Here is an 11,334-nt window from a genome sequence, read left to right as displayed (position 1 = left end):
GCGTTAATTTGTCGATGCTGTGATCGTTAAAACAGCTAATCCCCCAGTTTTTTGCCGCTGTTTTCTGCAGGAGCAGGAGCTAAAGCGAGGCCGATAACTCCGGCAAGGATCAGCAGAGCACAGACGATGTGATGGATCGTCAGCGGTTCTCCCAGAAGGATGGCACCAGCCAGGATCGAGATCGCCGTAGAGGCATTCCCGAAGATAGTGGACTGCACGATCTCCATGTGGGCCAGCATATATGCCATGAATTGAGCCGAAAGGAGAATGCAGAAGATCCCCAGGAATGCTATGGAGATCAGAAACTGCGGATGTGTAACGGGATCCAGCAGACTGTGAACATCACCTTTGATCGCAGCCCGGATCCATACGATAATATTGAATAAAACGAATCCGCCGATGGCAATGGTCCTCGTGATTTCGATGGGCTGGAATGTTCCGCGCACATAGCGCATGAATACATTGCTGATGGCCATGGAAATGCTGGCTGCCAGCATGAGGATGATCCCTGTGAGAGACATGGTCAGATTGGTGGCCTCCAGAATGATGAGGACGATCAGTGCAGCCACGGTGATCACGACAAAGATGTTCTGCAGGATCGTGGACTTCTCTCCCAGGAATATCCGCGCGATGATTTTAGCGAAGATCGGGACTACTGCGAAGACGATCGCGCCCTCTACAGATGTGGCGAAGAACATTGCCGTGATCTGCAGGATCATAAACCCAACATAAAATCCAGCCGTCAGGTAGAGCTTTGATTTTGGTCTGTCCTTCGGCTGTTTCTGCTGTTTTCCCAGAAGACGGCATACCGAAAACCATACGATAACGCCAAGCAGTGCGAAATCGTAGCGGTACGCCAGAATCGTCAAAGAGTCAGCATAAGGGACACATTCTTTGATGGCAAGGAAGGAAAATCCAATGGAAAAAGTGTAGATCAGAGCTACTGTGTACAGCTTTACCTTGCTTGCCTGTTTTTCGTTCAATCCATTTTCAGCCATGAGCTCGCCGCCTTTCTTTTCATTCAGCCATGATTTTTATTTGCAGGCTACTTATTGAGGAATGTTGCCTTGCGCTTTTCGAGGAATGCCTGCATGCCTTCCTTTTGATCTTGTGTAGCAAAGCATTTGGAAAACCATTTGTTCTCGATTGTGATAGCAGTATCGATGTCTGCCTGTGCCCCTTCGTTGATGGCACATTTTGCATAGCGTACGGCAACGGGTGCGTTGGCTGCGATTTTTTTTGCCATAGCCAGCGCTTCTGTCTGCAGCTGATCGTCGGGGTAGATGTGATCGGCAAGTCCGATCTGCAAAGCTTCCTGCGCATCGATCATGCGTCCGGTGTAGATGAGCTCCTTCGCTTTGCTGACGCCGACTCTGCGAAGCAGCCTTTGCGTCCCGGAAAATCCCGGGGTGATCCCAAGCCCTGTTTCCGGCTGACCGAACTTCGCTTTTTCTCCTGCCAGGATCAGATCGCAGGCCATGGCCATTTCACATCCGCCGCCCAGCGCATAACCGTTGACTACTGCCAGAGTCGGGATCGGGAAACATTCCAGTCTGCGGAAGATCCCGGAGCCGTACCGCCCCCATTTGGCCGCTTCCTCCTGATCCATTCCCGCCTGCTGGGCGATGTCTGCTCCCGCTGCAAAAGCTTTCCCGCTTCCAGTCAGGATCAGCACGCGCAGAGAATCGTCTGCAGCAGCCTGATCCAGCAGCTCATCCAGTTCTTTCAGCAAGTCATAGTTGATAGCATTGAGCACCTTGGGACGGTTCAGCGTCAAAGTTGCGATACCGTCTGCAATATGATATATAATGTGTTCTGACATGATGTTCCTCCCTGGTCATGATCGTAATAAATGCCATCCTATTATTATAGCGAATCTGCATGAAAATTTCCACTGATACATGCGCTCCGGACTGCAAAGGGCAAAAAATATAACTACGAGGGGATAAAACGGGTGCTATTTATAGGAAACTGTGGTATGATAGAATAACAAATCGTTACCAAGAGGTACTATGAAGAGTCAAATTTCACGGAGGATCGAGAGATGGGAATAAAAGATATGACTTTGTCGGAAAATATCCATACGATCACTGCGGCGATCGAAAACAAACAAGAAAATTTTGATACGGAAAACAAAATGCGGGAAGATCTGCTGAAAAAAATCAGAGATCTTGTACAGGAGACGCCTGCGGAGGACGGTGATGAGGAAGCCGGTGTATATGTAAAAATCCGGAATGATATCGATGATCTGGTAGACACGGTAGGCATGAATTACTATATTCGCGGCATTCGAATGGGCGCGAAACTCTATACGCTGCTTTCTGGTGTAAAGGATACAACGGAGGAAATGTAGCACATTGTTTTTTCTGCAAAGGATATGCGGCACACTTACAAAAAAGTGGGTACTTGTGGTTTGATGAAAATTCCGTATACTGATGGTAAAGAAGACCGTGAGGAAAGGAGTTTTTACTATGAATATCGAAAAAACCATAAAATCCCTGGAGAGAAACCGGTTTAAAGTTACGTATTTCGAACAGGCGGAGGATGCTGCAAAATATCTGGATCAGGCCATAGACGGTAAAGTTGTCGGCTTTGGAGATTCCATCACCATGAAAAGCATGAAGCTGTATGAACGCCTTTCAGCTCATAACGAAGTGCATGATCCGAACCAGAGCACGGATAATGATGAATTTCTGGAAATCGCCATGAAATGCCTGGATACGGAGATCTACCTGACTTCCGTAAATGCCATGTCTGAAACGGGCGAAATGGTCAATATCGACGGAACGGGAAACCGGGTAGCGGCATCCCTGTTCGGCCATAAAAAAGTATACTTTGTCGTTACGACCAGCAAGATCGAAGAAAGTCTGGAGAAGGCCATCTGGCGCGCACGAAATGTGGCCGGACCGAAAAATGCTATGAAATACAACCTGAGGACGCCATGTGTAGCCAAAGGCGGTGACCGCTGCTACAACTGCGGAAGCCCTGACCGGATCTGCAACACCATGAACATTTATATGAAGAAGATGAACGACATCGATGAAGTGGAAGTGGTTCTTATCAATGATGAGCTGGGATTTTAGAAGTTCCGGAAAAGAATTTCACTTGACATGGGGTGGATTCCGTCCTATCATAATACTATAACAAAAGCGGGGAGCTGGCTGAAGCCGGCTGAGAGGAAACCTGCAGGTTTCGACCCGGATACCTGATTTGGATAATGCCAACGTAGGAACAGAAGTGGAAAACATGACATGGAGTTGCTGCGGCAGCTCCATTTTTGTGATAGAAGCTGTTTGCAAGCCAGGAAATAGAATATCGGTAACGTAGAATGAACGAGAGTTCAGGAAGGGGCACACCACCGCGGGTGTGTCTTTCCTGAACTCTTTTTTCAATCAATATCAGATAAGATAAAAATGTGAGGAGGGTAACGATGATCGTAAACGGAGTAGAAAAACCGCTGCCGCGGCCTATGACAGTGCAGGAATATCTGGAAGAAAACGGATATCAGATCGCACGCGTCGCCATGGAGCGAAACGGCAGCATACTGCCGAAAGCATCCTTTGCAGAAACGATGCTGGAAGATGGAGACACATTGGAAATAGTAAGTTTTGTAGGAGGTGGCTGATCTATGGATAGAGAAAAAGCGATAGACGAAGCAAAGTTTTCTTTCGGGGAGTTGCGGGAAGCTCTGGTTGAGCGGCATTCAGAGGAAACGCAGCAGAAACTGGAACGAGGGCGTGTTGCCATCGCAGGTCTTGGAGGTCTTGGATCAAATGTAGCGATTGCACTGACGCGGATCGGGGTAGGCCATCTGCACCTTTTGGATTTTGACCGGGTGGATCTGACCAACCTGAATCGTCAGCAGTATTTTCTGGATCAGGTGGGACGGTATAAGACGGAGGCTCTGTCGGAGACTTTGCAGAGGATAAACCCGTATTTAGACATCAGATTGGATACGGTGAAGATCATAGATGAGAATATCGAGGAATTGTTCCAGGAGGACGAAATCGTCTGTGAAGCTTTTGATGTGCCGGAGTACAAGGCTATGCTGGTAAGCGGGATCCTGGAGCATTTTCCGGAGAAAAAGCTGATCGCAGCATCAGGTCTCGCAGGATATGAGAGCAGCAATCTCATCCGCACGCGGCGCGTATCAAAGAATTTCTATCTTTGCGGAGATGAGGTGACGGTGAGCACCTACGGAAAAGGGCTGATGGCGCCGCGGGCAGCTTTGTGCGCGACCCATGAAGCCAATATGATTACCCGGCTGCTGCTGGGAGAGGAGGATGTATAAAATGAAAGAAGATAAACTGATATTAGGAGGACATGAGTTTACGTCTCGTTTTATTCTGGGTTCCGGGAAAGTTTCCCTGGAACTGGTACAGGCTTGTATCGAGCAGGCAGGAGCACAGATCATTACGCTGGCGCTCCGTCGCGCCAACGAGGGCGGGCTTGCAAATATTTTAGACTATATTCCGGAAGGGATCACCCTGCTGCCCAACACGTCGGGAGCACGAAGCGCCGAGGAGGCGGTGCGGATCGCTCGCCTTTCCAGAGAACTGGGGTGCGGGGATTTCGTCAAGGTGGAGGTGATCAGGGATTCACGCTATCTGCTGCCGGACAATCAGGAAACCATCAGGACGACGGAGATCCTCGCCAAAGAAGGCTTTGTGGTCATGCCATACATGTATCCTGATCTTAACGCAGCACGTGATCTTGTGGATGCCGGGGCGGCATGCGTGATGCCGCTGGGAGCACCGATCGGATCCAACCGGGGGCTTTGCACGAAAGAATTCATCCAGATCCTGATCGATGAGATCGATCTTCCGATCATCGTGGATGCAGGGATCGGCAAACCGTCTCAGGCCTGTGAAGCTATGGAAATGGGGGCTGCCGCAGTTATGGCGAATACAGCCATCGCAACGGCTGGCAATATTGAAGAGATGGCAGGAGCATTCCGAAAGGCTATTGAAGCGGGACGCAGTGCGTACCTTGCCGGTACCGGGCGCGTATTGGAAAAAGGCTCCAGTGCATCTTCCCCTCTGACGGGATTTTTGCAGGATTAAAGAAGGGAGCACGAAACGTATGGAATTTAACGACAGTATCATGAATGACGACGTGCGAAAGGCACTGCAGCAGGAGCGGACAGATCATATGGCATATCTGCCGGGTATGGAGATTTTAGAGGACTCCCCTGTGGAAGAGCAGGTGATATCCGCGATGAAAGAGTATGATTACAGCAAATATACGGCGGAAGACGTGAAGCGGGCGCTTGCAGCGGAGCATCGCAGTCTTGAAGATTTTGCAGCGTTATTATCCCCTGCGGCACTGCCGTTTTTAGAGGAAATGGCACAGAAAGCGCAACAGGAAAAGCAGAAATATTTTGGTAACAGCGTGTGCATGTTCACACCGATCTACATTTCCAACTACTGCGAGAACTACTGCATTTATTGTGGATTCAACTGCCATAATAAAATCCGGCGCGCGCGTCTCAACGAAGAAGAGATCGAGAGGGAAATGGAAGCTATCGCTAAGACTGGCCTGCAGGAGATCCTGATACTTACGGGAGAAAGCCGTGCAAAATCCGACGTGGAATACATCGGGGAAGCCTGCAAGATCGCTAGAAAATACTTCAAGGTCATCGGTCTGGAAGTGTATCCGATGAACACGGATGAATACAAGTATCTTCACCAATGCGGGGCGGATTATGTGACTGTTTTTCAGGAAACCTATCATTCCGATAAATACGAAACTCTGCATCTGGCAGGTCACAAGCGGATCTTTCCGTATCGTCTCAATGCACAGGAACGTGCCATTCGAGGTGGTATGCGTGGCGTCGGCTTTGCAGCACTGCTGGGGCTGGACGATTTTCGCAAAGATGCCTTTGCAACAGGATGTCACGCATATCTTTTGCAGCGTAAATATCCTCATGCGGAAATCGCATTCTCCATCCCGCGGCTGCGACCTATCATAAACAACGACAAGATCGATCCTATGGATGTCCATGAGCGGCAGCTTTTGCAGGTGACATGCGCTTACAGACTGCTGCTGCCTTTTGCCAGCATCACAGTCTCGACGAGAGAATGTGAGCGAGTGAGGGATAACCTGGTGAAGATCGCAGCAACGAAAATATCCGCCGGCGTCAGCACCGGGATCGGAAGTCACGGCTCTGATGTGGAGGATCAGGGCGACGATCAGTTTGAGATCGCCGACGGCCGCAATGTAGAGGAAGTTTATCAGTCACTTCTGGACAATCACCTGCAGCCTGTGATGAAGGACTATATTTATGTGTAGGATGGCGGAGCACGGCGGGAGCACCGGATGCCGGAAGTTCGATCACTTGATTGCAGTAACCAGCCGGCATCTATGTCAGCGGCCTTTCCCGGAGCAGCTAGAGCGCATCTGTCGGCATCACCCGAAGGCTGTTATCTTACGGGAAAAAGACTTGATGGAGGATGACTACCTGTTTTTTGCAAAGGACGCGCTGACGATTTGCCGGGAGCATGGTGTGCGGTGCGTACTTCATACGTTCACAAAAGCAGCTTTGCAGTTGGAACATCCCTATCTCCATCTGCCGCTGGCGGCTTTGCAGAAAGAAGGCGGAAAACCTGACGGCATCAAGATCCTGGGATCGTCCATCCACAGCGTTTCGGAAGCACAGGAAGCGGAACGGCTTGGTGCAGACTATTTGACGGCCGGGCACATCTATGCGACGGATTGTAAAGCAGGAGTGCCGTCGCGCGGACTGGATTTCCTTGAAGAAGTGTGTCAGTCAGTGCAGATCCCAGTGTACGGTATTGGCGGTGTGCAGATCGGAAGCGGCCAGCTTGATGAGATGATGGCGCGGGGAGCTGCGGGAGCATGCATCATGTCGGGAATGATGCGGCTGTGAGAAATGTGAAAAAAATAACAAAGGAATCGTTGAAGTGCCATACACATGTGGCTCTGGAGATAAAATACATCAACAATATAAAAAAACATCAAAACGGAGTCTGTCAATTTTCAGACTCCGTTTTTTCATTATTTTCCTCTTTTTCTTCACTCGTATCTTTTTTGCCAAACTTCAGCTCCGAAAGAACCAGACCGGCTAAAGTCAGCACGATCCCCGCAAGACTGAAAACCGTCATCTGCTCGTGGAGCACGATAGCAGCTGCGATGACCGTGATCGGCGGGATGGCATAGATATAGACGCTGGATTCCACTGCACCCAGATGTTTGATGGCGAAATTCCACGTCGCGAAGCAGACGGCCGATGCTCCCAGGCCCAGAAACAGCATGTTGCTCAGATTTACAGGATCTGCGAACCGGGAAAGTTCCAGATGGCAATCCGTAAGAAACCATGCCGGTATCATGAATAAGATGCCGTATGCGAAGATCTTTCGCGTCACCTGGATCGTGTTGAAGCCGTAGCCGCTGATCCTGCGTGTCAGGATGGAGTAAAATGCCCATACGGCAGCAGCGATGAGAGCAAGGAGATCTCCGAGAGGTTCTGCCTGGAATTTCGTCGTGGAAAAACTGAGCATGCAGATGCCTGTCATGGCAATGGCGAATCCCACGAAGTACATCACCCGCAGCTTTTCTTTGCCGCGGGACACCGCATAGGAGAGAAGAACCGTGAAAAACGGCGCGACGGACGCGATGACGCTTACGTTAGATGCCGTCGTATGAGTCAAAGCGATATTTTCCAGCAGATAGTACAGGGTGATCCCTGAAAGACCTGCTCCTGCGAAGGTCAGTTCCTGGCGCAGTGTAGTGCCGCGGATGGGCTTTGGACAGGCTATGACCAGAGCGATCAGCCCCATCACAAACCGGATGATCAAAATCTCCACCGGAGCAAAATCCCTCAGCAGTATTTTTGTAGAAATAAATGTCGTGCCCCAAAGCAGTATGGTGAATATCGCCGCCATATGCCCCAGACCATGCTTTTGTTCATAATTTTCCGTCGTCATAGTTTTATTGATCATGCTCCTTGTTTTGCAAACTCCGCTCCCTCAAAAGAGCGCTTCCTATTATAATATAGTTTTTGCATCCGAAAAGTCAATATACATTCCGGAAGGCAGATACCGGAAAAATGCAAGTGTTGACATTTCAAGAAGGGTACAGTATATTGTAAAGGACTGATACATGCGGGATCAGTCAAAGCAAGTGACCAGGAAGTAACCAGACCGGAAGGACGGTTGCTTTTTTCATGTGTATTTTTAAATATTTGGAGATAGGAGAAAGAAGGAACGGTACGATGAGCAGTGAAATGAAAACGATCTGGATCGTAGGGGCAAAAGGCCGAGTGGGGAAAGCGCTGATGCGTCTTCTGGATGAACGGCAGTATAAGCTGTTTGAAACGGATATCGATGATGTGGATATTACTGATCAGGAAAGCGTGAATTCCTATATGAGGATCACAAGACCGGATGTAGTGATCAATTGTGCGGGCCTTACTGATGTAAAGCGGTGTGAAATGTACCCGGATGAGGCGTATCATGTAAACGCGCTGGGCGCAAGAAATCTGGCAATCGAAGTAGATGCATATGAGGCGAAGCTGATCCAGCTCTCGACGGATGATGTGTTCGGAAGCGGACTGACAGCTGTATGGTCGGAATTTGATCACACGGCTCCACGGTCGGTATACGGCAAATCCAAGTACGCAGGGGAACAGCTGGTGTCCAGCCTTTGCAGGAAGTATACGATCATAAGAAGCTCCTGGGTATACGGGATCGGAAAGGATTATGTTTCTCGCGTGCTGGATGCGGCGGAGAAAGGTGGAGAACTGAGAGTTTCTGCAAGTGAAATTTCATCGCCTACCAGTGCGGCAGAACTGGCACGGGCGATCCGTGTATTCATTGAACGCGATCTGTATGGCGTATATCATGTGACGGGTACGGGACGCTGCACGCGTTTTGAGTTTGCAAAGACGATTTTGGAATATGCCGGTAAATCTGACAGGCTGACGTTGCTGTCCAGAGAAGCGGCGGAGGATCTGCGTCCGATGTATTCTGTTTTGAACAATATGATGCTCCGGCTGGATCATGTCTATGAGCCAATGCACTGGAAAGAAGCTTTGCGGGAATATTTTGATGAGTTGGAAGGAGCAGAACGGTAAATGGAAATCGGAACGGAAAAAAAGAAGATGGGGCTGTCCACGCAGATTTTTATCGCGTTGCTGGCGGGAGCGATCTGCGGGGTCTGCGTTCACTATTTTTTAAAGGAAGGCTATTTCAGGGACACGATCCTGGTAGGCGGTGTATTTTATGTTCTTGGACAGGGATTTATTCGGCTAATGCAGATGCTGGTCGTTCCTCTGGTGTTGTGTTCGCTGGTGTGTGGAAGCATGTCCATCGGTGATACAAAGACGCTGGGGAAGGTCGGCGGCAAAGCGATCTTGTTTTATCTGTGCACGACGGCACTTGCCATTATAGTGGCTTTGGGGATCGCGCTTATGATCGATCCGGGAACGGGCGTTGCCATGGAAAATGTGAGCAAAGCTGATATCGGCAATACGGAGCAGGTCTCTATGGCAGATACACTACTGAATATCATTCCGAAAAATCCGATCGGTGCAATGGCGAATGGAGATATGCTCCCTATCATAGTGTTTGCGCTGTTTATCGGTGTGCTGCTGGCTAAGATGGGCAACAGGGCAAGTACGTTATCTAATTTCTTCGCACAGTTCAACGATTTGATGATGGAAATGACGATGGCTGTTATGAAGGTGGCCCCGATCGGCGTATTCTGTCTGATCGCCAAAACGTTTGCTGAGATCGGATTCGATGCCTTCCTGCCGATGCTAAAATATATGGGAGCCGTTACCCTGGCGCTGGCAGTGCAGTGTCTGGTGGTGTATCAGCTGCTGCTGTTTGTTTTCACTCGGCTCAATCCGCTGCGTTTTTTGAAAAGGTTTTCTCCTGTAATGATGTTTGCGTTTACGACGGCAACATCCAATGCGACCATTCCGCTTTCCATCGATACACTGGATAAAAAAATAGGGGTTTCCAAGAAAATCTCATCCTTTACGATCCCGCTGGGAGCGACTATCAATATGGATGGAACCTCGATAATGCAGGGTGTGGCGGTTATTTTCATTGCGCAGGTGTACGGCATGGAACTGACCCCGGCCCAGCTTTTGACCGTTATTGCAACTGCGATGATCGCATCCATAGGAACGGCAGGGATTCCGTCGGTTGGCCTGATCATGCTGGCCATGGTATTGACCTCAGTTGGACTTCCGACAGAAGGCATCGCACTCATAATGGGGATCGACCGTATTTTAGATATGCTTCGGACGGCAGTAAACATTACCGGCGATGCGGTCTGCACCACTATAGTTTCATCGCAGAACAAAGAGCTGGATCGGAGTATTTTTAATAGAGATTAAGGCTTTGAGCGGAAACCCTGGCGGCTTGTCGGAATACCGGGCGCTACCGGCTCTGTCAGCTCGGTTGCTGGAATGCCGGGCGCTGCCGGCTCAGTCAGCTCGGTTGCCGGGATGCCGGGCGCTGCCGGCTCTGTCAGCTCTGTTGTCGGGATGCCGGGCGCTGCCGGCTCTGTCAGACGGTTGAACGTTGCAAAATCTTCGAATCGAAGGTTTTGCCATACTGTTTCGAGAAAATGTTCGATCGAGGCCGTAGTGCTTTGATACTAATTCCTCAAATAAGGATTTTGGGAAGCAGTTTTGTAGAATTCCTGCAAAGCAGCTTTCACTGCTTTTTGATCGATATTGCATTTTTTCTGACTACCATGCTTAAAGTTGTACTCCTGACAGAATACCATGCATCAAATCGCACAGAACGTTTGCACTAATTCTCGATTTGCCTGCTCCAAAAAGCAAAAACGAAGATTTAGGTAGCTGATGAATCAGCACCCCAAACTCAGCAAAAAGAATAGTTGAAAAAAGAAAAAAATAAGCGAAAAATATCCTTGACATTGACAGTATAAAGTGATAAGATTATTTTCGTTGACAGCGGTCAGCATAAAACAAATCAATACGATGTGCACCATTAGCTCAGCTGGCAGAGCACCTGACTCTTAATCAGGGTGTCCAGGGTTCGAACCCCTGATGGTGTACCAATTAATAGAGGGTTGATAGCAACCCTCTATTTTCATGTTTTTTGGGCTATAAGCCCGTGCTGAACACGCATAGCGTGCGAAGTATGGCTCTGTTAAAAATGTTGGGGTGGAGGATACTCCAAGGATTTCAGAGCCTCTTTCATTTTTTGAAAAAAACGGCTCTGTTAAAAATGTTGGGGTGGAGGATACTCCAAGGATTTCAGAGCCTCTTTCATTTTTTGAAAAAACGCTGTTTTCATCGGCTCCTACGGGAGTATCCCACAGATAGTTTGCTGT

Annotated in this window: 13 protein-coding genes, 1 tRNA gene and 1 riboswitch; of the genes, 11 read left to right on the top strand and 3 right to left on the bottom strand. The window is 49.1% G+C overall.

Annotation, left to right across the window (positions count from 1 at the left end; genetic code table 11):
* Positions 1–35 precede the first annotated feature (35 nt).
* On the bottom strand, positions 36–998 hold the full coding sequence (locus H8876_RS03685) for a DMT family transporter (protein WP_249286577.1): 963 nt from the start codon (positions 996–998) through the stop codon (positions 36–38).
* A 47-nt stretch (positions 999–1,045) separates the two neighbouring features.
* Positions 1,046–1,822, bottom strand: a complete 777-nt coding sequence (locus H8876_RS03680) for an enoyl-CoA hydratase-related protein (RefSeq protein ID WP_249286576.1) — start codon at positions 1,820–1,822, stop codon at positions 1,046–1,048.
* A gap of 222 nt (positions 1,823–2,044) precedes the next feature.
* Here H8876_RS03680 and H8876_RS03675 point away from each other — a divergent pair, with 222 nt between their 5' ends.
* The 7 genes from H8876_RS03675 to H8876_RS03645 all read left to right on the top strand — a co-directional run bounded on the left by H8876_RS03675 (position 2,045) and on the right by H8876_RS03645 (position 6,889).
* Complete coding sequence (locus tag H8876_RS03675; protein WP_249286575.1) at positions 2,045–2,353, top strand: hypothetical protein; 309 nt, start codon at positions 2,045–2,047, stop codon at positions 2,351–2,353.
* 118 nt (positions 2,354–2,471) lie between these two features.
* Positions 2,472–3,083 (top strand): lactate utilization protein, encoded by a 612-nt coding sequence (locus H8876_RS03670; protein ID WP_249286574.1) that lies wholly within the window; start codon positions 2,472–2,474, stop codon positions 3,081–3,083.
* A 57-nt stretch (positions 3,084–3,140) separates the two neighbouring features.
* A riboswitch (TPP riboswitch) is annotated at positions 3,141–3,249 on the top strand.
* Between the two features lie 181 nt (positions 3,250–3,430).
* On the top strand, positions 3,431–3,625 hold the full coding sequence (gene thiS / locus H8876_RS03665) for a sulfur carrier protein ThiS (protein ID WP_249286573.1): 195 nt from the start codon (positions 3,431–3,433) through the stop codon (positions 3,623–3,625).
* A gap of 3 nt (positions 3,626–3,628) precedes the next feature.
* Positions 3,629–4,291: a sulfur carrier protein ThiS adenylyltransferase ThiF gene (gene thiF, locus H8876_RS03660; RefSeq protein WP_249286572.1), complete on the top strand. Its 663-nt coding sequence runs from the start codon at positions 3,629–3,631 to the stop codon at positions 4,289–4,291.
* A 1-nt stretch (position 4,292) separates the two neighbouring features.
* Entirely contained in the window at positions 4,293–5,063 is a 771-nt protein-coding gene (locus tag H8876_RS03655) for a thiazole synthase (protein WP_249286571.1), read from the top strand.
* A 19-nt stretch (positions 5,064–5,082) separates the two neighbouring features.
* A complete protein-coding gene (thiH, locus tag H8876_RS03650; RefSeq protein ID WP_249286570.1) occupies positions 5,083–6,291 on the top strand; it encodes a 2-iminoacetate synthase ThiH in 1,209 nt (402 codons plus the stop codon).
* The gene (locus H8876_RS03645; RefSeq protein ID WP_249286569.1) at positions 6,284–6,889 is read left to right on the top strand and encodes a thiamine phosphate synthase; all 606 of its coding nucleotides are present in this window, start codon (positions 6,284–6,286) and stop codon (positions 6,887–6,889) included. Before thiH ends, H8876_RS03645 begins: the two co-directional genes overlap by 8 nt.
* Before the next feature lie 103 nt (positions 6,890–6,992).
* Here the strand turns inward: H8876_RS03645 and H8876_RS03640 are convergent, their stop codons facing one another.
* On the bottom strand, positions 6,993–7,961 hold the full coding sequence (locus H8876_RS03640) for a DMT family transporter (RefSeq protein ID WP_249286568.1): 969 nt from the start codon (positions 7,959–7,961) through the stop codon (positions 6,993–6,995).
* A gap of 272 nt (positions 7,962–8,233) precedes the next feature.
* Here H8876_RS03640 and rfbD point away from each other — a divergent pair, with 272 nt between their 5' ends.
* The 4 genes from rfbD to H8876_RS03620 all read left to right on the top strand — a co-directional run bounded on the left by rfbD (position 8,234) and on the right by H8876_RS03620 (position 11,058).
* Complete coding sequence (rfbD, locus tag H8876_RS03635) at positions 8,234–9,094, top strand: dTDP-4-dehydrorhamnose reductase (RefSeq protein WP_249286567.1); 861 nt, start codon at positions 8,234–8,236, stop codon at positions 9,092–9,094.
* A complete protein-coding gene (locus tag H8876_RS03630; protein ID WP_177264780.1) occupies positions 9,095–10,366 on the top strand; it encodes a dicarboxylate/amino acid:cation symporter in 1,272 nt (423 codons plus the stop codon).
* Positions 10,367–10,370: 4 nt separating this feature from the next.
* On the top strand, positions 10,371–10,550 hold the full coding sequence (locus H8876_RS03625) for a hypothetical protein (RefSeq protein ID WP_249286566.1): 180 nt from the start codon (positions 10,371–10,373) through the stop codon (positions 10,548–10,550).
* A 432-nt stretch (positions 10,551–10,982) separates the two neighbouring features.
* Positions 10,983–11,058 (top strand) — tRNA-Lys (locus H8876_RS03620).
* Positions 11,059–11,334 lie beyond the last annotated feature (276 nt).

This window comes from Lentihominibacter faecis (genome assembly GCF_014306095.1).
GTDB classification, from domain to species: Bacteria; Bacillota; Clostridia; order Peptostreptococcales; family Anaerovoracaceae; genus Lentihominibacter; species Lentihominibacter faecis.
This window is presented reverse-complemented; position numbering and strand designations above follow the sequence as displayed.

Coding starts and splice junctions, on each gene's coding strand:
- H8876_RS03655 (WP_249286571.1), top strand. CDS start 4,293: ATGAAAGAAGATAAACTGATATTAGGAGGACATGAGTTTACGTCTCGT.
- H8876_RS03675 (WP_249286575.1), top strand. CDS start 2,045: ATGGGAATAAAAGATATGACTTTGTCGGAAAATATCCATACGATCACT.
- H8876_RS03685 (WP_249286577.1), bottom strand. CDS start 998: ATGGCTGAAAATGGATTGAACGAAAAACAGGCAAGCAAGGTAAAGCTG.
- H8876_RS03630 (WP_177264780.1), top strand. CDS start 9,095: ATGGAAATCGGAACGGAAAAAAAGAAGATGGGGCTGTCCACGCAGATT.
- H8876_RS03645 (WP_249286569.1), top strand. CDS start 6,284: ATGTGTAGGATGGCGGAGCACGGCGGGAGCACCGGATGCCGGAAGTTC.
- thiH (WP_249286570.1), top strand. CDS start 5,083: ATGGAATTTAACGACAGTATCATGAATGACGACGTGCGAAAGGCACTG.
- thiF (WP_249286572.1), top strand. CDS start 3,629: ATGGATAGAGAAAAAGCGATAGACGAAGCAAAGTTTTCTTTCGGGGAG.
- H8876_RS03680 (WP_249286576.1), bottom strand. CDS start 1,822: ATGTCAGAACACATTATATATCATATTGCAGACGGTATCGCAACTTTG.
- thiS (WP_249286573.1), top strand. CDS start 3,431: ATGATCGTAAACGGAGTAGAAAAACCGCTGCCGCGGCCTATGACAGTG.
- rfbD (WP_249286567.1), top strand. CDS start 8,234: ATGAGCAGTGAAATGAAAACGATCTGGATCGTAGGGGCAAAAGGCCGA.
- H8876_RS03670 (WP_249286574.1), top strand. CDS start 2,472: ATGAATATCGAAAAAACCATAAAATCCCTGGAGAGAAACCGGTTTAAA.
- H8876_RS03640 (WP_249286568.1), bottom strand. CDS start 7,961: ATGATCAATAAAACTATGACGACGGAAAATTATGAACAAAAGCATGGT.